Annotated in this window: 13 protein-coding genes; 11 read left to right on the plus strand and 2 right to left on the minus strand. The window is 69.6% G+C overall.

Annotated features, from left to right (window positions below):
* The first annotated feature begins 27 nt into the window (after positions 1–27).
* The 6 genes from ACWEH3_RS26065 (at position 28) to ACWEH3_RS26090 (ending at position 18,454) form a co-directional block, all read left to right on the plus strand.
* Complete coding sequence (locus ACWEH3_RS26065) at positions 28–13,332, plus strand: amino acid adenylation domain-containing protein (RefSeq protein WP_450020456.1); 13,305 nt, start codon at positions 28–30, stop codon at positions 13,330–13,332.
* Entirely contained in the window at positions 13,329–14,315 is a 987-nt protein-coding gene (locus ACWEH3_RS26070; protein ID WP_450020454.1) for an ATP-binding cassette domain-containing protein, read from the plus strand. Before ACWEH3_RS26065 ends, ACWEH3_RS26070 begins: the two co-directional genes overlap by 4 nt.
* Positions 14,312–15,133, plus strand: coding sequence for an antibiotic transporter (locus ACWEH3_RS26075; RefSeq protein ID WP_450020452.1), 822 nt, complete (start codon positions 14,312–14,314; stop codon positions 15,131–15,133). Before ACWEH3_RS26070 ends, ACWEH3_RS26075 begins: the two co-directional genes overlap by 4 nt.
* Positions 15,133–15,951, plus strand: a complete 819-nt coding sequence (locus ACWEH3_RS26080; RefSeq protein WP_450020450.1) for an ABC transporter permease — start codon at positions 15,133–15,135, stop codon at positions 15,949–15,951. Before ACWEH3_RS26075 ends, ACWEH3_RS26080 begins: the two co-directional genes overlap by 1 nt.
* A 444-nt stretch (positions 15,952–16,395) precedes the next feature.
* Complete coding sequence (gene nrdF / locus ACWEH3_RS26085; RefSeq protein WP_355078753.1) at positions 16,396–17,358, plus strand: class 1b ribonucleoside-diphosphate reductase subunit beta; 963 nt, start codon at positions 16,396–16,398, stop codon at positions 17,356–17,358.
* A gap of 130 nt (positions 17,359–17,488) precedes the next feature.
* Entirely contained in the window at positions 17,489–18,454 is a 966-nt protein-coding gene (locus tag ACWEH3_RS26090) for a hypothetical protein (RefSeq protein WP_450020447.1), read from the plus strand.
* A gap of 25 nt (positions 18,455–18,479) precedes the next feature.
* On the opposite strand, the gene mgtE is transcribed toward ACWEH3_RS26090, so the two are convergent.
* Positions 18,480–19,844 (minus strand): magnesium transporter, encoded by a 1,365-nt coding sequence (mgtE, locus tag ACWEH3_RS26095; RefSeq protein WP_355078750.1) that lies wholly within the window; start codon positions 19,842–19,844, stop codon positions 18,480–18,482.
* Between the two features lie 805 nt (positions 19,845–20,649).
* Between mgtE and ACWEH3_RS26100 the strand changes: the two genes are divergently transcribed.
* From ACWEH3_RS26100 to ACWEH3_RS26115, 4 genes are all read left to right on the plus strand, one after another.
* Positions 20,650–21,732, plus strand: a complete 1,083-nt coding sequence (locus ACWEH3_RS26100; protein ID WP_450020444.1) for an ABC transporter substrate-binding protein — start codon at positions 20,650–20,652, stop codon at positions 21,730–21,732.
* Positions 21,729–22,589 carry an ABC transporter ATP-binding protein gene (locus ACWEH3_RS26105; RefSeq protein WP_356961090.1) on the plus strand — a complete coding sequence of 287 codons (861 nt, stop codon included), beginning with the start codon at positions 21,729–21,731 and terminating at the stop codon, positions 22,587–22,589. Before ACWEH3_RS26100 ends, ACWEH3_RS26105 begins: the two co-directional genes overlap by 4 nt.
* A complete protein-coding gene (locus tag ACWEH3_RS26110) occupies positions 22,582–23,472 on the plus strand; it encodes an ABC transporter permease (RefSeq protein ID WP_450020442.1) in 891 nt (296 codons plus the stop codon). The genes ACWEH3_RS26105 and ACWEH3_RS26110 overlap by 8 nt, the downstream gene beginning before the upstream one ends.
* A 170-nt stretch (positions 23,473–23,642) precedes the next feature.
* Positions 23,643–24,590 carry a TauD/TfdA dioxygenase family protein gene (locus ACWEH3_RS26115; protein ID WP_450020440.1) on the plus strand — a complete coding sequence of 316 codons (948 nt, stop codon included), beginning with the start codon at positions 23,643–23,645 and terminating at the stop codon, positions 24,588–24,590.
* A gap of 122 nt (positions 24,591–24,712) precedes the next feature.
* On the opposite strand, the gene ACWEH3_RS26120 is transcribed toward ACWEH3_RS26115, so the two are convergent.
* Positions 24,713–25,252, minus strand: coding sequence for a hypothetical protein (locus tag ACWEH3_RS26120; protein WP_450020438.1), 540 nt, complete (start codon positions 25,250–25,252; stop codon positions 24,713–24,715).
* Positions 25,253–25,441: 189 nt separating this feature from the next.
* Between ACWEH3_RS26120 and ACWEH3_RS26125 the strand changes: the two genes are divergently transcribed.
* The gene (locus ACWEH3_RS26125) at positions 25,442–26,434 is read left to right on the plus strand and encodes an LLM class F420-dependent oxidoreductase (RefSeq protein WP_450020436.1); all 993 of its coding nucleotides are present in this window, start codon (positions 25,442–25,444) and stop codon (positions 26,432–26,434) included.
* The last annotated feature ends 221 nt before the right edge of the window (positions 26,435–26,655 follow it).

The following is a 26,655-nucleotide window of genomic DNA, read 5'->3' on the forward strand; positions in this document are numbered from 1 at the left end:
GATCGCGGTCAGAACGTAGGACACGTCATGCAACAGCCTTCCCTTTCGGCGAAAGATTCCGACACAGTTCTTCCCGATGGGGCTTTCGCCCTATCGGCGGCACAGCGCGGCATCTGGTTCGCCCAGCACGTCGCCGGTGATACTCCGATCTCGATCGCCCAGTACGTCGAACTGAACGGTCCGATCGACCTCGAGCTGCTCGCGCGGTCGGCGCGGCAGGCCGGGCGCGAGTTCGGCACCGGCTACCTGCGCCTGGTCGAGGTGGAGGGACATCCGTTCCAATTCGTCGACCCCGCGCTCGACGACAGTCTGGAAACGCTGGACTTCCGTTCCGAACCCGATCCGGAGGCGGCCGCGCACGCGTGGATGCGCGCGGAGTACGAGGCCCCGCTGGAGCTGACCCGCGACCGGCTGGTGCGCATCGCCATGCTGCGCGTCGGCGCGGACCGCTGGTTCTGGTACTCGCGCATCCACCACATCGTGCTCGACGGCATGGGCGCGCTGACCATGGTGCAGCGCACCGGAGAGCTGTACAACGCCGCCGTCGAGGGCCGCGAAGCGTCGCCGGCGAAGGCCGAGGACCTGCGCAAGATCGTCGAGGCCGATCTGGCCTACCGCAGTTCCGAGCGGTTCGGCGCGGACCGGGAGCACTGGCAGGCGCATCTGGACGGCATGGCCGATCCGGTGAGCCTGGCCGGCCGCACCGCGGGCGTGGACGGGCATCCGCGGCGGGTCACCGGCGCGCTGCCCGCCGACACCGGCAACCTGCTGGACGCCGTCGCCGAGCAGGCGTCCTCCGGTGTCGCGCCGACCGTGGTCGCCGCGTTCGGCGCGTATCTGTCCGCGATGACCGGCGCGCCGGAAGTCGTGCTGAGCCTGCCGGTGTCCGCGCGCACCACCGCGACGCTGCGGCGTTCCGGCGGCATGATCGCCAACGTGGTTCCGCTGCGGCTGCGGCTGACGCCCGCCACGACCGTCGGCGAGGTGATCCGGGCGGCCCAGGGCGAGCTGACCGGGGCGCTGCGGCGCCAGCGCTACCGGCAGGAGGACATCTTCCGCGATCTGGGCTGGCCGATGGACGAGGCCGGGTCGTTCGGCCCGTCGGTGAACCTGATGATGGTCGACACCAGAATCCAGCTCGGCCCGGTGACCGGGCGGTTGCACGTGCTGACCTCCGGGTTGATCGACGACCTGTTCGTCAACTTGTATCCGGGCGTCGGCGGCGAGAGCACGCACATCGACTTCCAGGCCAACGGCAACCTCTACACCGAGGCCGAGCTGACCGGGCAGCACCGCCGCTTCCTGTCGTTCCTGCACCGTTTCCTGGCCGCCGGGCCGGACGCGCCGCTGGCGAGTGTGCCGGTGCTGTCGGACGACGAGCGCACCGGCTTCGCACCCGCCCGGGGACCCGCGGGTGTCGCGGCGCGGACGCTGCCCGCCCTCCTCGCCGAAGGCGCGGCCCGCGATCCGCTGGCGACCGCGCTGGTGGAGGGCGAGACCACGCTGACCTACCGTCAGGTCGACGACTACACCAACCGGCTGGCCCGGGTGCTGATCGCAGCGGGCGCGGGGCCCGAGCGCACCGTGGCGATCTCCATCCCGCGGTCCATCGAGTCGGTGCTGGCGACGATCGCGGTGGCCAAGACCGGCGCGGCGTTCGTGCCGATCGATCCGACCTACCCGGCCGACCGGATCGAGCACATGGTCGGCGACAGCGGCGTCGTCGCGGGCATCACGACGGCGGCCGCCCGAAAGTCGTTGCCGCGCCGAGTGTCCTGGCTGTCGCTCGACGACGAGAGCACCGAGCGGGCGATGGCCGAGCAGGATGCCGCGCCGCTGACCGACGCCGACCGCACCGCGGCGACGCACCCGGACCAAGCCGCGTACATCATCTACACCTCCGGTTCCACCGGGCTCCCGAAAGGCGTGCTCGTCCCGCACCGGGGGCTGGCCAACCTGGTGGCGAGTTCCGGGGCCGGATTCGGCATCGACGCCGAGTCCGTCGTCGCCCACGCCGTGTCGCCGAGTTTCGACATCTCGGTGGAGGAGATCCTGGTCACCCTGGCGACGGGCGCGACGCTGGCCGTGGTGCCGCCGTCGGCGTACGCGGGCGAGGAGCTGGCCCAGGTATTGCGCGCCCACCGCGTCACCCACCTCAACGTGACCCCGGCCGTGGTCGGCTCGCTCGACCCGGCGACGCTGCCACAGCTGCGCACCGTGATCGTGGGCGGCGACGCCTGCCCGCCCGAGCTGGTGACCAAATGGTCGGGCCGGACCCTGTTGAACGGCTACGGGCCCACCGAGACCACCATCACCGTCACCCTCAGCGCCCCGCTGACGCCGGACGGTCCGGTCACCATCGGCAGTCTGGCCCGCGACGTGTCGGCGGTGGTCCTGGATCCGTGGCTGCGTCCGCTGCCGCCGGGCACCGTCGGCGAGCTCTACCTCGCCGGTCCCGGCGTCGCGCGCGGGTACCACCGGCGCAACGGGCTGACCGCCGACCGTTTCGTCGCCGACCCGTACGGCACGGGCGAGCGGATGTACCGCACCGGCGATCTCGTGCGCTGGGTGCACAACGACGGCCGCGTCGAACTGGAGTACCAGGGACGCAGCGACTTCCAGGTGAAGGTGCGCGGCTTCCGCATCGAGCTCGGCGAGATCGATGCCGCCTTGCAGCGGCAGCCCGACGTCGACTTCGCGCTCACCCTCGGTATCGAAACCGGTTCGGGCGCCACCGCGCTCGTGTCGTACGTGCTGCCGCAGCCGGACGCGCAGATCCACCCCGAGGCGCTGAAAGCCGCGGTAGGAGAGTCGCTTCCGGCCTACATGGTGCCCGCGGTGATCATGGTGCTCGACCGTCTTCCGCTCACGCCGCTGGGCAAGGTTGACCGCAAGGCGCTGCCCGCACCGGAATTCGGCGCGCGCACCACCGCGAGCAGGCCGCCGTCCACACCGCGCGAGGAGACGCTCGCCGCGCTGTTCGCGGAGGTGCTCGGCCTGGAATCGGTGGGGGTCGACGAGAGTTTCTTCGCGCTCGGCGGCGACAGCATCGTCTCGATCCAGCTGGTGTCGCGGGCGAAGGCGGCCGGGCTCGGGTTCGGCGCACGGGATGTCTTCGAGCGCAAGACCGTCGCCGCGCTGGCCGCGGTGGCCACCGACGTGCCGACCGGAGTGGTGCACGAGCTGCCCGGCGGCGGAGTCGGCGACGTAGAGCTGACGCCGATCGTGCACGCGATGCTCGAGACCGGTGACACCTGGCGGCGGTTCGCCCAAGCGGTGCTGATCGAGCTGCCGTCGGGCATGGAGCGCGCGGATCTCGCCGCCGCGCTCACAGCGCTGCTCGACCGGCACGACCTGCTGCGTTCGACGCTGCGCCGCACCGGCGACGGCTGGAACTGGGTGGTCGCCGAACCCGGTGCGGTGAACGCGGGCGCCCTGCTGGAAATCGTGACCGCGGACGCTGATCTCGACGCGACCTGCGAGCGTGCGTTGCAGCGCGCCGCCGACCTGCTCGACCCGGAGGCCGGCGTGGTCGCGCGATTCGTGTGGATCGAGCGTGCCGACGCCGCGCCGCTGCTGTGGCTGGTGCTGCACCACCTCGTCACCGACGGCGTTTCCTGGCGGATCCTGCTGCCGGACCTCGCCACCGCCGCGCTGGGCGCCGAACTCGCTCCGGTCGGCACCTCGTTCCGGCGCTGGGCGCACGGACAGCGCGAGCACGCGGCCTCGCGCACCGGCGAACTGCCGTTGTGGCAACGCGTCCTGGCGACACCCGACCCCGCGCTCGGCTCGGCGCCGATGGACCCGGCCGTCGACGTGGTGGGCTCCATGGCGCACCTGACGACCGTCGTACCGCCGGACATCGCGCAGTCCGTGCTCACCACCGCGCCGGATCGTTTCCACTGCGGCGCCGACGACGTGCTGCTGGCAGCCCTCGCGCTGGCGGTGGCACGGTGGCGCGAGCGCAGCTCCACGCTGTTCACTCTGGAGGGCCACGGCCGCGCGGAAACCGTCCTGCCGGGTGCCGACGTGGCGCGCACGGTGGGCTGGTTCACCAGCGTCTACCCCGTCGCGGTCGATCTGACCGGCATCGACGTGGCGGACGCGTTCGCGGGCGGGGCCGCGGCGGGCTCCGCGATCAAGGCGACCAAAGAACAGCTGCGCACGCTGCCGGACAAAGGCATCGGATTCGGGATGCTCCGCTACCTGGTCCCGAGCACCGCGGCGGCGCTCGCGGACGCGCCCACACCGCAGATCAGCTTCAACTACCTCGGACGCGCGTCCACCGGCGGCGACGCGGAACCGTGGCTGCCGCGCCGGTTCGCCGCGACCCAGGACGACCGCGCGCCGCTGGCCGCCGCGGTCGACATCAACGCCGTGCTCACCGATGCCGGACTCGAGGTGACCTGGGGCTACGCCGGACGGCTTTTCGAGGAGGCGGATCTCGGCGAACTCGCCGCGCTGTGGGAGCAGGCGCTCGGCGCGCTGGCTCGGCACGTCGCGTCCGCGAGCGCGGGCGGACGCACACCATCGGACTTCGATCTGGTCACCGTCACACAGGCGCAGATCGACGCCTGGGAGCGCGCCTACCCGAACCTCGCCGATGTGTGGCCGCTCTCGCCACTGCAGTACGGCCTGCTCTTCCACGCGCTCTACGATTCCGACACCGCCGACGGCTACACGGTGCAGTCGCTGCTCACCTTGGCAGGCACCGTCGACGCGGCCCGGTTGCGCCGCGCCGCACAGGCTTTGGTGACCCGGCACGAGAACCTGCGCGTCGCCTTCGTCGAGACCGAGGACGGCCCGCGCCAGCTCGTCCTGGCCGACGCCGAGATCGAGTGGCGGGAAGCGGATCTCACCGGCATCGCCGACGAGGCCGAGCGCGCCGGGGAAGTCGACCGGTTGATCGCGGTGGACGCCCGCACCCGGTTCGAGCTCACCCGGCCCCCGCTGCTGCGCTGCACGCTCATCCGGATCGCCCCGGACACCTACCGTTTCGTGCTGACCAACCACCACCTGGTGCTGGACGGCTGGTCGACCCCGCTGCTGGTACGCGAACTGCTCACCCTCTACGTCACCGACGGTGACGCCGCGGCCCTGCCGCCCGCGCATTCCTATCGTGAGTTCCTGACCTGGTTGGAGACCAGGGACGACGCGGAATCCCTCGCCGCATGGACCGAGTCGCTGGCCGGTATCGACACTCCGACCCGCGCGGTGCCCACCCTCGCCGGAATCGAATCGACCGAAACCGGCATGACCTCCGTCGACCTGTCCCGCGACACCGTCGCCGGGCTGGAGGCCGCGGGCCGGGAAGCGGGCGCGACGGTGAACACCCTGGTGCAGGCCGCGTGGGCGATGCTGCTGGCCATGCTCACCGGGCGCACCGACGTGGTGTTCGGCGGCACGGTCTCGGGACGGCCGCCGGAGCTGGCCGGGGTCGAGGAGATGGTCGGCCTGTTCATCAACACGCTGCCGGTGCGGGTGCGGCTGGATCCGGCGGAAAAGGTCGCCGACCTGCTCGCGCGCGTGCAGTCCGAGCAGGCGCGGCTGATGGACCATCAGCACGTCGGATTGGCCGCCATCCACCAGGCGGTCGGCCTCGCCGAATTGTTCGACACGCTCACCGTATTCGAGTCCTATCCCATCGACCGCGAAGCGCTGTCGCAGGCGCTGGACATCGCGGGCATGCGGGTGCTCGACGTGGAGGGCACCGACGCGACGCCGTACCCGCTGAACCTCATGGTGATCCCGCTGCGCGGCGACGACGGCCGGGACACGCTGCGGATCACGCTGAAGTACATGGCCGACCAGCTTCCGGCGGAGGATGCCCGGCCGCTGCTGGATCGCTTCGTCCGGCTGCTGACCCAGCTCGCGGACAACCCGCACGCGCTGGTCTCCCAGTTGCAATACTGCGACGACGCCGAGCGCGCAACGCTGGCGCCGGTACGCGGCCCGGAGTCCGTGCCGCCCGCCACGCTGCCCGAGCTGCTCACCGCGGGCGCGCGAATCGATCCGGACGCGATCGCGATCACCGCGGGCGAGCTCACCATGTCCTACGCCGAACTCGACGCCTGGTCCAACCGCTTCGCCCGGGTACTGCTGCGCCGCGGCGTCGGGCGGGAGGTGTTCGTCGTGCTGGCGCTCACCCGTTCGCTGGAATCGGTGGTCGCCGTGTGGGCGCTGGCCAAGACCGGCGCGGCGTTCGCTCCGCTGGACCCGAACTACCCGGTGGAACGTATCGAGCACATGCTCACCGACTCCAAGGCCCCGATCGGCGTGACGGTCACCGCGACCGGCGAGACGCTTCCCGGCACGATCGACTGGCTGCTGCTCGACGACCTGAACACCATCCGCCGGGTGATGACGGTGTCCGAAGCGCCGATCACCGACGAGGAGCGCGGCGGGCCGATCGACCTCGATCAGACGGCGTACCTGATCTACACCTCCGGCTCCACCGGCAAACCCAAGGCCGTGCTGCTCAGCCACCGTGGCATCGCGAACCTGGTGACCGCGCAACGGGAGACGCTCGCGCTCGACCACACCACCAGCGCGCTGCAAGTGGCCTCGCCGAGTTTCGACGCCTCGGTGTTCGAACTGCTCATCGCGCACGGCGCGGGCGGCAGGCTGGTGGTGTCGCCGCCGGATGTCTACGGCGGGACGGAACTGGAGACGCTGCTGCGCACCCAGCGCGTCACCCACGCCGTGATCACGCCGTCGGCGCTGGCCACCATGGAACCCGCCGGGCTGGAACACTTGCGCGTTCTCGCGGTCGCGGGCGAAGCGGCGACGCCGGAGCTGATCGAGCGGTGGGCGCCGGGCAGGCGGATGGTGAACCTGTACGGCCCCACCGAGTTCAGCATCTGGGCGACCGGGCCGGGCGAACTCGTCAGCGGGGAGCCGATCACGATCGGCGGCCCCATCCGCGGCGCGGACACCGTGGTGCTGGACGCCTGGCTGCGTCCCGTGCCGATGGGAGTGCCCGGTGAGCTGTACCTCGCGGGTCCCGCGCTCGCGCGCGGCTATTTCAACCGGTTCGAGATGACCGCGAGCAGGTTCGTCGCCGACCCCTTCGGCGAACCCGGCGAGCGGATGTACCGCACCGGCGACATGGTGCGCTGGGTCGACAACGGTGCCGGTCCCGAGCTGGAGTACCTGGGCCGCAGCGATTTCCAGGTGAAGATTCGCGGCCTGCGTATCGAGCTGGGCGAGATCGACGCGGTGCTCTCCCGCGACGACGAGGTCGAATACGCGGTGACCATCGGGCGCACCGGCCCCGCCGGGACGACCGTGCTGGTCTCCTACGTGCTGCCCGTCGAAGGCGCGCGGCTGGACGTCGAGCGGCTGCGCGCCCAGGTGGCCGCCGAGCTGCCCGGCTACATGGTGCCCGGTTACCTCGTCGTACTGGAGACCATCCCGCTCACCCCGGTCGGCAAGCTGGATCGCAAAGCCCTTCCGGTGCCGGACTTCTCCGACAGCCACCGGCCCTACCTCGCGCCCCGCGGCCCCGTCGAGGAGGCGGTGGCCGCCGTGTTCGGCGAGGTGCTCGAACGGGAGCGCGTCGGCGTCGACCAGTCGTTCTTCGAACTCGGCGGCAACTCGCTGAGCGCGACCAAGGTGGTGGCGCGAGTGAACGCGGCGCTCGGCTCGCGGATCGCGCTGCGTGATCTGTTCGACGCGCCGACCGTGGCCCAGCTGTCCGCCCGGGTGGTACCCGCCACCGGCGCCGCACCGGGCGGGTTCGGTCTCGCGCCCCGCATCCGGCCGGACCGGGTTCCGCTGTCTCCCGCGCAACAGCGCATGTGGGTGCTCAACCGGATGGATCCGGCTTCCGCCGCCTACAACATCGCGGTGGCACTGCGGCTCACCGGAGAGCTGGACGTCCATGCGCTGCGCGCCGCGCTCGTCGACGTGGTGGACCGGCACGAGAGCCTGCGCACGCTCTACCCCGCCGACGCGGAAGGGCCGCGTCAAGTCGTGGTCGACGCCGACGTGGCCGTGCCCGCGATGCCGGTGACCGACACCGGGGACGGCGCGGAACTGCGGGAGCGGATCACCGAATTGGCGGGAACCGGCTTCGATCTCGCCACCCAGCCGCCGCTGCGGGTCGGCCTGTTCCGGATCCACGGCGACGTCGAGTCCTCCGCGAGTGCGGAACCGGTGTCGTCGGCCCCCTCCACCGGCGAAGCGCCGATCTCGTCCGGGCCCGTGAGCGCGACCGCACCGGTCTCATCGAGTTACACCGCGAGTTCCGGCGAGATCGCCGCCGCCACGCCGCCGGTGCACGTCGTCGTGCTGGTGGTGCACCACATCAGCGCCGACGGCGCGTCGATGGCGCCACTGGCCGCCGACCTGGTCGCCGCCTACTCCGAACGGTCCGCGGGCGGGCACGCCGTCCGCGTCCCGCTGCCGGTGCAGTACGCCGATTTCGCGCTGTGGCACCGCGAGGTGCTCGGCGACGAGGCGAATCCGGAATCATTGGCGGCGCGGCAGATCGAGTTCTGGCGCGCGACCCTGGCCGGCGCGCCCGACGTGCTGGAACTGCCCTCCGACCGGCCACGCCCCGCGATGCAGACCATGCACAGCGCCGACTTCGGCTTCACCGTCGACGCCGAGACGCACCGAGCGCTGGTGGATTTCGCCACCGCGCACCACGTCAGCCCGTTCATGGTCGTGCACGCGGCGCTCGCGGTGCTGCTCGCGCGCCTCGCCACCACCGACGACGTGCTGATCGGCACCCCGGTCGCCGGACGCGGCGAGGAAGCGCTTGACCAGCTCGTCGGCATGTTCGTCAACACCCTGGCCCTGCGCACCCCGGTCGATCCGGGCGCGGGCTTCGCCGCGTTCCTGGACACCGTCCGGTCCACGGACCTGGACGCCTTCGCCAACGCGGACGTGCCGTTCGAGCGGCTGGTCCAGGTGCTGGATCCGGCTCGCTCGACCGCGCATCACCCGCTGTTCCAGGTCTCGCTGTCGCTGCAGAACTTCGTCGAACCCGTGCTGGAACTGCCCGGCCTGCGGTTCGAGGTGGAGGACTTCGAGCGCGACGCGTCCCAGTTCGACCTGACCTTGGATCTGCGCGAGCGCTTCGCCGCCGACGGTCCGGCGGGCATCGAGGCCGTCCTGACCTACGCCACGGATCTGTTCGACGAGGCGACGGTGGCCGCGTTCGCCACCCGCTGGCGGCGCGTGCTCGCGGCGGTGCTGGCGCGGCCCGAGGTACGCATCGCCGATATCGACATTCTCGACGACACCGAACGGGCGACGTTGGTACCCGTGCGTGGCCCCGCCGCTGCGGCGACCACGATCCTGCCGGACCTGCTGGCCGAGACCGTGCGGCGGTACCCGGACCGCATCGCCTTGGTGTCCGACGGGCAGACCACCACCTATGCCGAGATCGACGCGCACGCCAATCGCCTGGCCCGAGTGCTGCTCGAGTCGGGCGGCGGTCCGGAAACCGTGGTCGCGCTCGGGCTGCCGCGTTCGCCGGAACTGCTCATCGGCATGTGGGCCGCGGCGAAAGCGGGCGCGGCGTTCCTTCCGGTCGATCCGAAGCACCCGGTCGAGCGCATCGATCACATGCTCACCGACTCCGGCGCGACGCTCGGGCTGACCCTCGCCGCGTTCCGGCCCATGCTGCCCGACAGCGCGAACTGGCTGGTGCTCGACGACCTCGCGCTCGTCGAGCGGTGGAGCGCCGCGAGCAGCCGACCGCTGGGCGAGCGTGAGCTGCCGGGCCCCATCCGGCCGGACAACGCGGCGTGGATGATCTACACCTCCGGCTCGACCGGCACACCGAAGGGCGTCTCGGTATCCCATCGTGGCATCGCGGATCTCGTCGCGGCGCAACGAGTTTCGCTCGGATTGGACGAGCACTCCCGGGTGCTGCAGGTGGCGTCACCGAGTTTCGACGCGTCGGTGTTCGAGGCGATCATGGCATTCGGTTCCGGCGGCGCGTCGGTGGTGGCACCGCCGGAGGTGTTCGGCGGCGGCGCGCTGGCGGAGCTGATCGACACCGAACAGGTCAGCCACATGGTGATCACGCCATCCGCGCTGGCGACCCTCGACCCCGCCGAGGTGACCAGCGTGCGGGTGCTCGCGGTGGCAGGCGAGGCGGTCGGCGCGGAACTGGTCGAGCGCTGGGCCACCGGACGCACCATGGTCAACCTGTACGGACCCACCGAATCGACCATCTGGGCAACAGGTTCGGCGCCGCTGGCGGTGGGCGCCCCGGTAACCATCGGCACGCCGGTGCAGGGCGCGCAGGTGCTGGTCCTCGACGACCGGCTGCGTCCGGTCCCCTTCGGCGTGGCGGGCGAGCTGTATCTCGCCGGGCCGTCGCTGGCGCGCGGGTACCACGCACGGCCGAGTCTGACCGCGGCCCGCTTCGTGGCCGGTCCCTTCGGCACGGCGGGTGAACGGATGTACCGCACCGGCGATCTGGTGCGCTGGATCCGCGGCGACTCCGGACCCGAACTGGAGTACCTGGGCCGCACCGACTTCCAGGTCAAAGTGCGGGGACAGCGGATCGAGCTGGGCGAGATCGACGCGGTGCTCGGCCGCGCCGACGGCGTGGACTTCGTGGTGACGCTCGGCGTGCCCGGCCCCACCGGGGCCACCGCGCTGGCCGCCTACCTGGTCCGCACGCCCGGCTCCGAGCTCGACGTGGCGAAGGTGCGCGCCTTCGCCGCCGACATCCTGCCCGGCTATATGGTGCCCTCGGCGTTCGTCGTGCTGGACGAGATCCCGCTCAACGCGGTCGGCAAGCTGGACCGCAAGGCGCTGCCCGCACCGGAGTTCCGCGCCGACCGCACCGAGTACCGCGCGCCCGGCACGCCGACCGAACAGCAGCTGGCCGCGATCTTCGGCGAGTTGCTGGGGGTGGCGCGGGTGGGCGCCGACGACTCGTTCTTCGCGCTGGGCGGAGACAGCATCCTGGCGATCCAGCTGGTGTCGCGCGCCAAGCAGCAGGGGATCACCTGCACCCCGCTCCAGGTGTTCGAGCACCGCACGGTGGCGGCGCTGGCCGCGGCCGTCGACGCGGCGGGCGCCGCGGTGACCTTGGACGAGCTGCCCGGCGGCGGCGTCGGCGAACTGCCGCTCACGCCGATCGCGCACTACATGCTGGAGCGCGGCGGAAACTACGACCGCTTCGCCCAGACGGCGGTCCTGGAGCTACCGGTCGGCATCGAGCGGTCGCAGATCGTCACCGTGCTCGCCGCCGCGGTGGACCGGCACGACATGCTGCGCGCCCGGCTGGTGACCGACGGCGCGGACGGCCCGCGCATACTGGTCGGCTCCCCCGGATCGGTCGACGTGGACGCGCTGGTGCACCGCGTCGAGTTCAGCGCCGTCGACCCGATCGAACTGCACGAGTTCGCCATGACGGAGCTGGACGCCGCCGCCGACCGGCTCGACCCGGCCAACGGCGCGGTGCTGCAATTCATCTGGCTCGACCCGGTGGGCGACGCGGGTTCGCGCACCCGATCGGGCCGGTTGATCGTGCTGGCGCACCACCTGGTGATCGACGGGGTGTCCTGGCGCATCCTGATCCCGGACTTGGTGGCCGCGTGGGCCCAGGTGTCGGCGGGCGCCACCCCGGTGCTGGCGGAGACCGGAACCTCGATGCGCCGGTGGGCCCACGCGCTGACCGAGGAGGCGCACTCCGAACAGCGGGTCGCCGAACTGGCGTACTGGCACGACGTGCTCGCCGGACCCGATCCGCTGATCGGCGGCCGGGAACTCGATCCCGCCGTCGACCGGACCGGCACGCTGCGCATGGTCGAGCGAGAGGTGTCCGCCGAGGTCACCACCGCGCTGCTCACCACCCTGCCCGGCTTGTTCCAGGGCAGCGTCAACGACACGCTGCTGGCCACCTTGGCGCTGGCCCTGGTGCGCTGGCGCGCCGGTGACCCGTCGGCGCTGCTGCGCCTGGAAGGCCACGGCCGTCAGGAAGAAGTGGTGCCCGGCGCCGATCTGTCCCGCACCATCGGCTGGTTCACCAGCATCTACCCGGTGCGCCTCGACCTGGCACAGATCGACATCGACGACGCGCTGGCCGGTGGACCCGCGCTGGGCGCCGCGATCCGCGCCGTGAAGCACCAGTTGCTCGCGGTGCCCGACAAAGGCATCGGCTTCGGCCTGTTGCGCTACCTCAACGCCGAGACCGCGCGGCAGTTGCCACGACGGCTGCCGGGCCGGGTCGGCTTCAACTACCTCGGCCGGTACTCCACCGGGGACATCCCGGCCGGACTCGAGGGCCTGGGCTGGCTGCCGACCGACGAACTGGGCGACGTGCACGTCGCCGAAGACCCCGGCGTGCCGCTGCAATCGGCGATCGACGTGAACGCGGTCGTGATCGGCGACCGGTTGCGGGCGAGCTTCGGCTTCCCGTCCACGCTGCTCGATCAGGACGAGGTCGCCGAACTGGCCGATCTGTGGATCGACGCCCTGAGCGCCGCGGCCCGGTTCGCCCATACCCCGGCGGCGCGGACCGCCGCCGAGGAAGAAGCGGCGGCCACGGCGTCTCCGGCCGTGCCCGCGGCGGGCGGCCTCGGGCTGGACGTGGTGCTGCCGATCCGGCTCGGGGGCGAGCAACCCGCGCTGTTCTGCATCCACCCGTCGTCCGGGATGTCCTGGACGTACCTGGGATTCGCCGATGCGCTCGCACCGGGCCGCCCGATCTACGGGCTGCAAGCGCCCGACCTCGGCGGCCACGAACCGCCCGCGCGCTCGATCGACGAGTTCGCCGAGCGGTACGTGCGGGAGATCCGGGCCCTGCAACCCGAGGGGCCGTACCACCTGCTCGGCTGGTCGTTCGGCGGCCTCATCGCCCACGCGGCGGCGGCGAAGCTGAAGGCCGAAGGCGCCGAGGTGGGCGTGGTCGCGCTGCTGGACGCCGACACCGCCGACATCGACGGCGACAGCATCGAACGGCTCACCGCGGGCTCGTTCGTGAACACCTTCGGCGCGGTGTTCGGCATCCACGACGTCCCCGCGGACGCGACCGCGCAGCAGGCGGCCGATCTGATCCGCGAACGGCTCGGCGGCGTGTCGCTGATCGACGCCGCGACGCTCGAGCGCATGGCCGCGTCCTACAACGCCGCCGCGCGAACCAGAACCGGTTACCGCCGTCCGGTGTTCGACGGCGACATCGTGTACTTCAGCGCGATCGTCGACACCTCCGACATCTTCGGTCCGGAGGGCTGGGGGCCGTACGTGACCGGCGAGATCATCAACCACGACATCGAGGCGACCCACGACGAACTGACCGCGCCGCACGTGCTGCCGGTCGTCGCGCGCGTGCTCGATGCACATCTGGGAGGCCGAGGATGAATTCCGACCAAGGAGTCGTCGTCGAGGGGATCGAGAAATCCTTCGGCGCGGTCAAGGCATTGCGCGGAGTCGACTTCGCGGCCGAGCCGGGCGAGGTGCTCGGCATTCTGGGACCGAACGGCGCGGGCAAGACCACCACGGTGAACGTGCTGTCCACGCTGATCCGGCCGGATCGCGGCCGGGCGACGGTCGCCGGGTACGACGTGCTGGCCGATCCCGCGGCGGTCCGCCGCAGCATCATGCTGACCGGCCAGTACGCCGCGCTCGACGACATGCTCAGCGGCTACGAGAACCTGGTGATGTTCGGCAGGCTGATGGGCCTGCGCAAGCGGACCGCCCGCGCCCGCGCGGACGAACTGCTCGCCGAGTTCGACCTCGAACGCGCGGCGGGCCGCCGGGTCGGCACCTACTCCGGCGGCATGCGCAGGCGCATCGACATCGCCTGCGGTCTGGTCGTGCGGCCCGACGTGGTGTTCCTGGACGAGCCGACCACCGGCCTCGATCCGCGCAGCAGGCAAGGGGTGTGGGATCTGGTCGCCGGCTTCAAGAAGGCGGGCATCACCACCCTGCTCACCACCCAATACCTGGAGGAGGCCGACGCGCTCAGCGACCGGATCATCGTCATCGATCACGGCGTGGTGATCGCCCAGGGCACCGCCGACGAGCTGAAGGCGCGCACCGGCGGCAGCTACTGCGAAGTGGTGCCGCTGAATCTGCGGGACCTGCCCGCCATCGCCGCCGCGCTGGGCCACCTGTTGCCACAGGAGAATCGGGACGCGCTCGGTCCCGATTCCGATCGGATCGCCATACCGGCACCGGACGGGGCGAAGACACTGCTGGAGGCGCTGCGCAGGCTGGACAGCGCGGGCTTCGATCTCGTGGACGTCGCACTGCGCCGCCCCTCGCTCGATGACGTATTCCTCCAGCTGACCGGGCATCTGGCGACGACGGAAGAGATCGCACGGCGGGAGGCCGCGTCGTGACGGCGGCGGCGACCTGGCTCAGCCAGACCCGTGCGACGCCGCTGCGGCCGCAGCAGTGGTGGGTACTGACCACCCGGTTGATCGCACCCTCGATGCGAAGCGGCGAAGTGCTCACCTCGGTGCTCGCGCCCGTGACGTTCACCGCCAGCTTCTTCATCCCGCTGAAGACCATCATGACCGTCATCGGCACGGGGTTCAGCAGCTACGCGCAGTACATGATGCCGCTGGTCATCCTGCAGGCCGCCGCGTTCACCGCGGTCTCGGCGGCCTTCCGCGCCGCCACCGACTCGGTGGCCGGGTTGAACCGGCGCTTCGGCTCGATGCCGATCGGCCCGCTGGTCCCGGTCACCGCGCGCCTGGCCGGCAGCGTCTTCCGCCTGATCATCGCCTTGATCAGCGGGTTGATCTGCGGATATGTCATCGGGTTCCGCTTCTACCTCAGCCCCGCCCACACAGTCGGCTTCGTGTTGTTCTCGGTGCTCGTCGGGGTCGCGCTGATCTGGGGCGGGGATGTGATCGGCACCTTGTCGCACAACCCGGAGGCGACGGCGCAGGCGCTGGTGTTGCCGCCGCTGATCCTGGGCATGCTGTCCACCGGGATCGCGCCCGCCGATCAGTTCCCGGAATGGGTGCAACCGTTCGTGCGCAATCAGCCGGTGTCGCAGTGGGCCATCGCCTTGCGGGCGTTGGCCGGCGACAGCGGGCCGAACGCCGGTGCGGTGACCTGGTCGCTGATGGGTCCGCCGCTGGTCTGGGCGCTGGGCTATCTGGCCAGCTCCGTCCTGCTGTCGATGCGGCTGAGCGCGAGGAGGGCGTGATGGCACTGCTGACCGAACACTCGGACGAGTTGCTCACCGGCTCGGAGATATCGGGGTCGGCACTGGTGCGGCACACGCTGATCCAGACCCATCGACTGCTGCTGCGCTGGGCGCGCAACCCGGTCACGCTGTTGGAGACGCTGATCATCCCGTGCCTACTGCTGATCATGCTGAACACCGTCATCGGCGGGCAGATCCGGAAGTTCACCGGCGAGAGCGCGCTGTACGGCTCGGTGCCCTTGGTCGCTCTGGTCGGCGCGCTTTCCGGCGCGGTCGCGGGAGGTGTCCTGCTCGGCCGCGAACGCGACGCGGGCCTGCTCGCCCGCTTCTGGGTGCTGCCCGTGCACCGCGCCTCCGGACTCGCCTCGCGGGTGCTCGCCGAGGGCTGCCGCATTTTCGCGTGCACCGTCTCCGTCGTGCTGGTGGGCTTCGTGCTCGGGTTCCGCTTCCACGAAGGTGTCGCGGCGACGATCGTCTTCCTGTTCCTCCCGACGTTCTTCGGCGTGGCCTTCGCCACCATCGTCACCTCGGTCGCCGTGTTCACCGCGAAAACGACTCTGGTGGAGAGCATCACGATCCTCACCTCGCTGATGATGTTCTTCAGCACCGGCTTCGTGCCGCTGGTCGCCTTCCCGAAATGGATCCAGCCGGTGGTGCACAACCAACCCATGTCGGTGGGCGTCGACGCCATGCGCGCGCTCGCCTACGGCGGACCGCTCGCGCGCCCGCTCACCCTCACCGTCGTGTGGTCGCTCGGCGCGATCGTCCTGTTCGCGGTTCCCGCGAGCATCGGCTATCGCAGGGCCAGCAGGCGCTGAGCCGCACATCGAACTCCCAGCGTGAACCGAGCCCCGGTCAGCAGCGCCCGTTCCTGACGTCGCGAAGGACGATGTCGACGAACGAAGGGCACGTCGTGGGCGAACGACGCGGCGAGGCGCACGAGCACGATCCAACGGCGCCGGGTCGCAGTCCGTTGGGCGCCCGGCCGGCGGACCCGGCGGCGGCACACCCGGCGGTCGCCCGCCGCGGTGACCGGCGGCCCCTGCGCCCGACCGCCACTGGCCAGGGGCCGGGCCACGGCGGCTCACTGCTTGCCGCACAATAGGGGGCCGCGCGCGGCGCGTCACAGCGTTCTTCTCGCCGTAGACGCCTGCCGCGGCGACACAAGGTGTTGTGCTGAGCGGACATGTCGGCCACAAGGAGTAGTGTCCCAGGGTAGACATTCCGTGACGACAGGTGCTCGGGAAAGGCGTGGAGGCAGGATGAAACTGATCGATCGGGTGTCGGCCATCAACTGGAATCGGGTTCCCGACGAAAAGGACGCCGAGGTCTGGGACCGGCTGACCGGCAACTTCTGGCTGCCGGAGAAGGTCCCGGTCTCCAACGACATTCCGTCGTGGAACACCCTGACCGCCGACGAGAAGCAACTGACCATGCGGGTCTTCACCGGCCTGACCCTGCTGGACACCATCCAGGGCACGGTCGGCGCGGTGAGCCTGATCCCGGATGCGCTCACCCCGCACGAAGAGGCGGTGCTCACCAACATCGCGTTCATGGAGTCGGTGCACGCCAAGAGCTACAGCTCGATCTTCTCCACGCTGTGCTCCACGCGCGAGATCGATGAGGCGTTCCGCTGGTCGGAGGAGAACCGCAACCTCCAGCGCAAGGCCGAGATCGTGCTGGAGTACTACCGGGGCGACGATCCGCTCAAGCGCAAGGTCGCCTCCACGCTGCTGGAGAGTTTCCTGTTCTACTCCGGCTTCTACCTGCCCATGCACTGGTCGTCGCGGGCCAAGCTCACCAACACCGCCGATATGATCCGGCTGATCATCCGGGACGAAGCGGTCCACGGTTACTACATCGGCTACAAGTACCAGAAGGGCCTGGAGCAGGTCACCCAAGCCGAGCGCGACGAGCTCAAGAACTACACCTTCGAGCTGCTGTTCGAGCTCTACGACAACGAGGTCGACTACACCCAGGACCTCTACGACGAGGTCGGCCTCACCGAGGACGTGAAGAAGTTCCTGCGCTACAACGCCAACAAGGCGCTGATGAACCTCGGCTACGAGGGCCTGTTCCCCAAGGACGAAACCGAGGTGAACCCGGCCATCCTCTCGGCGCTGTCCCCCAACGCCGACGAGAATCACGACTTCTTCTCCGGCTCGGGCTCGAGCTACGTCATCGGCAAGGCCGTCAACACCGAGGACGAAGACTGGGAGTTCTGAACCATCAGTTATGGTGTGGGACAACGGGGCCCGGCAGCGATGCCGGGCCCTCGCCTTGTCTCCGATCGCCGACCCGGCGGCGAAGACTCTGCGCCATAGCTGTATTTCGATCCGAAGAGGGGGTTTCTCGATGTACCGACGACTGGCTCTGATCGCGGCGGTGCTGTTGACCGCTGCCGCGTGTCAGAACGACGGTCCGGCGGCGACTCCGCAGACCGGTGACGGATCCTTCTGGTCGACCGTGCCGCAGACCGACGACCAGCGTCTGGAAGTGCTGCGCCGCATGCGCGCGATGGACACCTGCGCGTTGCTGCCACGAGCCGAACTGGCCGAAGTCGGGCAACTGCGCACCGTCGGCACCGACGGGCTGAACTCGTGCAGGGCCGAACTCGACAGCTCGGAACGCTACAGGGGGAAATCCGTCCACTGGACCATGGCGGGGCCGGCGCCGGAAGTGAAGAACGATCGGGGTACCACCGAGCGACTCGGCGACGTGACCATCAACTTGCTGGCGGACAAGGACACACTGAGCCCCGAACAGGCCGGGCAACTCGTCCAGCGCTCCTGTTCGGCCACCGCACGCTTCCCCTCCTTCGCCGCGATCGGCCTGTCGGTGGACACGCCCGTGGGGGTCGAGCCGTGCCCGATCGCCAAGTCACTGATCACCACGGCGGTGTCCGAATGGAAGCGGGAGCCACGACAGGGCAGCGCGGCGGAGACGATCACCACCGTGCTGACCGGCGCCGACCCCTGCGCGGTGCTGCCGCGGCTCGGCGTCACGGCGGCCCCCACGCAACAGCGGGTATCCAGCTGTACGTTCTCGTATCACGGCGACGAGATTCGTCTCGCGTACGAATACGGCGCGGAGTCGCTGGTCACCGCGGGCAGTCCGGCTTTCACCGTCGGCGACCGCACCGTCTACCGAGATGCCGCCGACGAACTGCGGTTCTACAACGTCGCGGTCGGACCGCCGCTCGCATCGGAGAACCGCGCTTCGCTCGGGCCGCGACTACCCAACATCTCGCTCACCGGCAAAGCTGACGCGGCCCTCGAAGATGTTGTGCGCCAAGTACTCACGCTCTTTCCGTATCCGTAGGGCGATCGTGGCGCACACCGCGCCCTCAGATGCCGAGGACCAGTTTGGCCGTCGTGAAGTAGATGATCAGACCGGTGGCGTCGACCAGGGTGGTGACCATCGGGGCGGAGACGACCGCGGGGTCGATGCGCAGTTTCTTGGCCAGCAGGGGCATGGTGCCGCCGATGGTGGCGGCCCAGCCGCAGATCAGGACCAGTGTGATCCCGACGACCAGGGCGATGCGCGGACCGACGAACAAGGCCCCGATCGCCAGGCCGACGGACGCCAGCAGTGACCCCAGCACCAGACCGACCCGGCATTCCCGCCAGATCACCCGGAACAGATCCGACACCCGGACCTCGCCGACCGCCACCGCGCGCACGCAGGCGGTGGCGGCCTGCGCGCCCGCGTTGCCGCCCGCGCCGATCAGCAGCGGGATGAACAGCGCCAGATGCGCCGCCTGCTGCAAAGTGCCCTCGAAGAAATCGGTCACGCTCACCGTGAGGGTCGCCGCGAACAGCAACAGCAGCAGCCACAGCGCGCGGTAGCGGGCCAGCTGGAACACCCCGGCGGCCATGTAGTGGCCTTCCCACGGCGCGGATCCCGCCTGCAACGCGACGTCCTCGCTGTCGGCGGCCTCGATCACCTCGACCGCGTCATCGATGGTCAGCAGGCCGACCAGCCGGTCCTCGCTGTCCACGACCGGCAGGTTGATGTCGTTGGTCTCGCGCATCAAGCGGGCGGCCTTCTCCGCGGCGTCGGTGGCGCGCGCGAAGGCGGGCTCGGTGACGACCAGCTCCGACACCATCGTCTCCGGCTTGCTGAGCACCAGTTCGCGCAGCTCGACGATGCCGGTCAGCCGCCTGCCCGCGTCGACGACGGGCAGCGTGTACACCGTCTCGGCGTTGCCGCCCTTGGCCCGCACCATGCCGAGCGCTTCGGCCACCGTGAGGTCGCGCGGCAGCGCCACCACCTCCGGCGTCATGTACTGCCCCGCGGACCCCTCCGGGTAGCCGAGCAGGCTCGCGGTCATCCGCCGCTCGCGCGGGCTCAGCCCGGCCAGCGCCTTCTTGGCGACCTTGGCGGGCGCCTCGCGCAGCATTCGGGCGCGGTCGTCGGGCGCCATGCCCTCGACCAGGTCGCGGAAGCTCTGATCGCGCAGCCCCTGCAGGATCTGCTGCTGGTCCACCGGCTCGAGTTCCTCGAAGACGGCCAGCGCCAGGTCTTTGTCGAGCAGGCGGAACGCCATCCCGGCCCGCACGGCATCCATCCGGGCGAGTTGATCGGCGATGACGTGCGGCGGGTGGTTGCCGAGCCAGTCCAGCGCGGCGTCCACGCGGCGGGTTTCGACGATGTCTTGGAGGGATTCGGACAGCGTCGGACGTACTTCGATGATGTCGGTCTGCGACATGAGAGGACCTCAGCACATGCGTGAGTGAACGGAGAGCTCGAAATTCACACCGCGGGCGCCGGCCCCTGCCGTCGCGACCTGACTAGGAATGCGAAGGGGCGGCGCCGCGCGGCCTTCGACTGGGAGGTTCGCTGCGCATCGCTACCCCACCTCCCTCTCGTCGGCGCCGCGGAACTCGGATATCCGCACCGTTCGGATCAACATCTCACGGACACGAAAACGTCCTCGTGCAGCTTACATCGCTTCGGAGACGATGATCACCTTACGACAGGGTGTTGTGACCGAAGCCGCTTCACACCGGGGTCCGCGCGTCATACGACCTCCGGACCGAGAGACCGCTACGCGACTCGTCCGCAGCGCAAGTGACGACCGGAACCGGGGCGATGCCCTACGGAAGCCGGGGCCGCACGGTATCGGCCGATGCGTTACCGCGCGCGTCAGCCTGACCCCTTTGTAGTCCATCGGCCGCCGTAAAACAGGGTTATACGCAGTCGGCGTCGAACTGTTGCTCCCATGCTTGGGAACCGGGACAGTGTTTGCCAGGCAAGTGCCGAAACATCGGCGCCCGCAGGCACCAGTACAGCTCACGAAAGTTTCGAAGTGTCGACAGCCACCGCCCTGATCCGCCGTCGCGCGGTCGACTTCATGCGCGTTCCGCACGGAATCTGTTGCCGCTGAGGCAACGCGGCCCTCGTTTCCGACCGGATCCCGCACGGTCGTCCACCGCCGCATCGCTCCCGCTGTGGTGTCTCCGGACGCCGAGCGTCGAATCGCACGGCGTCTTCTCGTCTTCGAAAGAACAACAATGCCTTTCCCCCCCTCGTCCCGGCGCGTCGCCCGCGCTCTCTCCGCCGCCGTAGCGGTGCTCACCGGACTGTCCGTGCTCACCGGCTGCGGCGAGTCCGCACCCGCCAAGACCGCGGACGGCAAGACCGTGCTGCGCTACCAAGGCTCCACCGGGCAGGTGAGCCCCTTCGAATTGGCCGACGACCTAGGCTATTTCAGCAAGGTCAGCCTGCATTGGGAAGGCGACACCACCAGTGGCCCCGCCAATATCCAGGCCGCGGCGACGAACCAAGTCGAGTTCGGCAGCGCGTTCAACGGCGCGGTGGTCAAGCTGATCGCGGGCGGCGCGAAGGTCACCTCCGTGCTCAGTTCCTATGGCGCGGACGAGCAGTCGTTCACCGGTTACTACGTGCGTGACGATTCCGGCATCAACTCGCCGCGCGATCTGATCGGCAAGAAGGTCGCGGTCAACACCCTCGGTGCGCACCACGAATTCATCACCAGGGAATGGCTGCATCAGCAAGGCCTGACCGAGGACGAGATCAAGCAGGTGCAACTGATCGTCGTGCCGCCGGCCAACACCGAGGACGCGCTGCGCAAGGGACAGGTCGACGTCGCGGCCTTGGGCAGCGTCTTCCGGGACACCGCCCTCCAGCGCGGCGGCATCCACCCGCTCTACACCGACAAAGCCATCTTCGGCACGTTCGACTACGGCACCTATGTCTTCCGCAACGACTACATCGCCAAGAATCCCGAAGCGGTGGAGGACTTCGTGCAGGGCACCGCACGCGCGATCCGCTGGCTCCAGGTGACGCCCCGCGAGCAGGTGCGCGAGCGGTTCACCCAGATCATCAACAAGCGCGGCCGCAACGAGAACACCAACCTGGTGCCGTACTGGCTCAGCTCCGGAATCCCGGTGCCGGGCGCGGTGGTCGCGGACAAGGAACTGCAGATCTGGATCGACTGGCTGGTGCGCAACGGCGAACTGCCGAACGGCAAGCTGAAGGCAGCGGATCTGTTCACCAACAAGTTCAACCCCTACGCCAACGGCAAGTACAAGCCGGAGGCCGGGCCGACCGGAGAGGTGGTGGCCGCGAAATGACCACGACAGCGACGAAACTGTCGCTCACCGGAGTGAGCAAGCAGTTCGCGGTGCGCGGCTCGCACGAGCGATTCACCGCGCTCGACGACATCTCGCTGGAGCTGCGCGAGGGCGAATTCCTGGTGCTGGTCGGCCCGAGTGGTTCGGGCAAGTCCACGCTGCTGGATCTGCTGGGCGGGCTGAGCAAGCCCAGCTCCGGTGAGATCCTGCTGGACGGCAAGCCGATCACCGGCCCCGGCCTGGATCGCGGCGTCGTCTTCCAGCAGTACGCGCTGCTGCCCTGGCGGACGGCCCGGTCCAACATCGAATTCGGACTGGAGGCCAAGGGTTTACGCCGCAAGGCGCGCCGCGAACTCGCCGAGCACTATCTGGAGCTGGTCGGGCTCGCCGGTTTCGGCGACCGCTACCCGCACGAGCTGTCCGGCGGCATGAAACAGCGCGTCGCGATCGCGCGCAGTCTCGCGTTCGATCCCGAGGTGCTGCTGATGGACGAGCCGTTCGCCGCGCTCGACGCGCAGACCCGGGAGTCGTTGCAGGACGAACTGTTGCGCATCTGGCGGGCCACCGGCAAGACCGTCCTGTTCATCACCCACGGCATCGATGAGGCGGTGTACCTGGGCCAGCGGGTGGCCGTGCTGACCTCACGACCCGGCCGGATCAAGGCCATCGTCGACGTCGAGATCGACCGGGACACCGACGACGACATCCGCTCCTCCGAACGCTTCCGGGATTACCGCCACGAGATCTGGACGCTGCTGCACAGCGAGGTCCAGCGGGCCGCGAGCCTGGAACTGAAGTCCTTGTCCGACCACACGGCCGATGTCGAATCCACCACCGAGAGGACGGCCAATGTCTAGTGCCATTCAGCTGAGCGATCGGCCGGTACGGGGGAGCGCGGCCGCGCCGGCCCGGCCTGCCCCGGTGCGCAGGGCCGAGACCGCGCCCTCGGCCGGAACGCAAGCCATCCGCGCGGTGAGCCGGTTGGCCTGGCGGGTGTTCAAACCGACCGTCGTCATCGCCCTGTTCCTGCTGCTGTGGCAGCTCGCCCCGACCCTCGGCCTGGTGGACGAGGTATTCCTGCCGCCGTTCTCGGTGGTCGCCCAGGCGTTCGCCGACCTGGTGGCGAGCGGGGAGATGTGGACCCACATCTCCGCGAGCCTGAACCGTTCACTGGCCGGGTACTCGCTCGCGTTGGTGGCCGGTATTCCGGTGGGCATCGCGATCGCCTGGTACAAGCCGGTCGCGGACTTCCTGAACCCGATTCTCGAACTGTTCCGCAACACCGCGGCGCTGGCGTTGCTGCCGGTGTTCCTGCTGATCCTGGGCATCGGCGAGACCTCGAAGGTCGCCATCGTCGTCTACGCGAGTTTCTTCCCGATTCTGCTGAACACCATCACCGGCGTGCGCACCGTCGATCCGCTGCTCGTCAAATCGGCCGCCTCCCTCGGTTTCTCGCCGTTGCGCCTGTTCCAGAAGGTGATCCTGCCCGCGGCGCTGCCGTCCATCTTCACCGGTCTGCGGATGGCCGCCGCCAGCTCGATCCTCGTGCTGCTGGCCGCCGAGATGTTCGGAGCCAGGGCCGGTCTCGGCTATCTGATCACCGCCGCGCAGCAGAACTTCGCGATTCCGAACATGTACGCGGGCATCCTCGCCATCTCGCTGCTCGGCCTCGCCTTCAACGGCCTGCTGGTCGCCCTCGAACGCCGCCTGTCGCGGTGGCGCGCCCCGGCGAACGCCTGATAACCATGGCCGCCCGCCCCGCGCTCGGAAGGCAGTCGTCGTGCAGGCGCTGACCAAACGTCGCGTCGTCGACTTCATGCGCGTCTGCGGCAGCGCTTGTCGCCTTGCCGCAGACCCCGCATCTCCGGTTGCCGCCGGCCCGACCCTCTGATCCGAAATGAGTTCTTCCGATGACCGCTGTACACGAATCCCCCGTCTCGACCGCTACCGATGACGCGGTGCACGTCGCTCCCGTCGCCGGGCACATCGGCGCCGAGATCTCCGGCGTCGATCTCCGTGAGTCGCTGACCGACCAGCAGGTCGCGGCCATCACCGACGCGCTGCACACCTACAAGGTGCTGTTCTTCCGCGATCAGCACATCGATCACGCCCAGCAGATCGCCTTCTCCCGCCGCTTCGGCGCGGTTACGCCGTCGCACCCGTACGACGACGACGCGCCGACGGAGTACCCGGAGATCCTCGCGGTCGACAGCCGGTTGTACGAGAAGCGGTTCGGTGTGCGCAAGCACAGCTACACCAACCACTGGCACACCGATGTCTCCGCGCTGATCAACCCGCCCGCGGCCTCCATCCTGCGCGCCGAGATCGCCCCGGAGCGCGGCGGCGACACCGGCTGGACGAACCTCGTCGCCGCCTACGAGAACCTGCCCGAGTCGCTCAAGCGCTTCGCCGAAGGGCTGCGCGCCGAGCACCGCTTCGGCGGCAACCGGCCGGCCTGGAACTCCGACAGCGACTACGCGAAGAAGGTCGCGGCCGCGCCACTGGTCACCGAGCACCCGGTCGTCCGGGTGCACCCGGTCACCGGTGAACGGGCGCTGTTCGTCAACCCCGGCTTCACCACCCGCATCGTCGGGCTCACCCCGAACCAGAGCGACGCGGTGTTGAAGCTGCTGTTCGACGAGGTCACCCACCCCGCCTACACGGTCCGCTTCCGCTGGCAGAAGGGCAGCATCGCGTTCTGGGACAACCGGGTCACCGCGCACCTCGCCCCGAGCGATCTGGACCACCTCGATGTCACCCGGGTGCTGTACCGCACCACCCTCGAGGGCGACATCCCGGTCGGCGTCGACGGTGAGCCGTCGAAGTCCGTCGCCGGAGAGAAGTTCACGGGCGCGTAGGGAACGAACACGCGATCGGCCGGGCGCGCGAGCTCCCGGCCGATTTCGTGCGGTCACAGCACGCGAGCCGAAGCACTCGAACCGGAAACCGGCTCCCGGCCCCGCGCACCGGACTACAGGTGCTACTGCGGAAACCGATCCGTCGTCTCCAGCACGGTCCGCTCCGCGTCCTCCCAGGTCGGGACGTGCCGCACCCACTCGGGGACCGGCTCCGACTGCGCGCCGAACAGCAATCGGTGCGGCACTACGTCACGCAGCGCGCGGTGAACGTCGACGCGATCGTCGATCATGTGCGTGATGCCGAGTTCGGCGCAGTGCACCGCCTTGTCCGCCCGGGCACGGCAGAAGCGCACGTTCTCCCGGGCGATCCCGGTGCGGTCGTAGAAGTCGTGGTGGTCGAGCCACTGGCGGGTGCGCTGCTCGATCCGCGGGCCACATTTGGAAATCACCCAGGCGCGCCCCTCGAACCGCCGGACCAGGCGCGGCAACACCTCGAAAGCGCCCGCGCTGGGCGGCGTGCGCAGCGCCTCCTCGAGCCCGCCGGAGAGAAACACCGTGTCCTCGTCCCCGGGCGCTAGAGCGGCCCCCTGGATGACCCGGCCGAAATCGACGCCGAGCCGAGGCTGCGTTGCTTTGTTCCGATGTCTTCTTTCCTCGTTCATACATTTCCAGCGTGCGACATTCGCCCGCCTACCGCCAGCGAATTCTGCTGGTGCAGCCTTCCGGAAACACCGCGTGAATTCGATGCGTCGAGCGCCGAACGGTTGCCAGCGCGCGGCGCACTGGTAACAGTGAGATAGAGGCCGCGGCGCTCGCCGCGGCCGTCTCGGGTACACACGAAGGAGATATTCGTGCGCTTCGGCATCTTCGTCCCACAGGGTTGGCGGCTCGATCTGGTGGGCATCGACCCGGCGGACCACTGGGGGGTGATGCGAGACCTCGCCCAGCGCGCCGACGCGAACCCGGTGTGGGAATCGCTGTGGGTGTACGACCACTTCCACACCGTTCCGGTGCCCACCGAGGAGGCGACGCACGAAGCGTGGTCGCTGATGTCGGCATTCGCCGCGACCACCTCGCGTATCCGCTTGGGCCAGATGTGTACCGCGATCAGCTACCGCAACCCGGCCTACCTGGCCAAGGTGGCCGCGACGGTCGACCTGATCTCCGGCGGACGCGTCGAGATGGGCATCGGCGGTGGGTGGTACGAACACGAGTGGCGCGCCTACGGCTACGGATTCCCGTCCGCCGGCGAACGGCTGGGCCGCCTCGACGAAGGCGTGCAGATCTTCCGGCAGGCGTGGACCACCGGTTCGGCCACCCTCGACGGCAAGTACTACCAGGTGGACGGCGCGATCGTGCGCCCGCTCCCCCTCCAGGAGGGCGGGATTCCGCTGTGGATCGCTGGCGGAGGCGAGAAGAAGACGCTGCGCATCGCGGCGAAATACGCCCAGTACACCAACTTCAGCGGCAATCCCGACGAGTTCACCCACAAGTCCGAGGTGCTGCGCGCGCACTGCGCCGACGTCGGCACCGACTTCGACGCGATCGTCCGCAGTTCCAACTTCAATGTCGTCATCGGCTCCACGCAGGCCGAAGTAGAGGATCGCCTGGAGGCGCTGAAAGCCCGCCTGACGCCCGTCATCGGCGCCGACGCGGCCAAGTCCTACTTCGAGCAGCTGTACAACAGCGGCGCCGCCACCGGCACCCCCGAGCAGATCGCCGAGAACCTGCGCCGGGTCCGGGACCTCGGCCTCGGCTACGCCATCTTCAACTTCCCCGAAGCCGCCTACGACACCTCCGGCATCGAACTCTTCGAACGCGAAGTGCTCCCGGCCCTGAGCTGACCACGCCGGGCAGGACTCACGAGCAACCGAGCCTCCGTGATTCCTGCCCCCAGGAAAGGCCCACAGTGGGCCGAGCCCCCACGACACGGCGAGCCCTCAATAGCTCGATTTCACCACTTACGCTCCCACAACGGAGCGAGTCTTACGAGCGACCGTTCGCGGCCGTCTCGCGTCCGAACAACCGAAGCGCATGCGCCGCAGGCGCGAGTCTCGGTTGTTCG

Source organism: Nocardia sp. NPDC004718 (genome assembly GCF_053601535.1).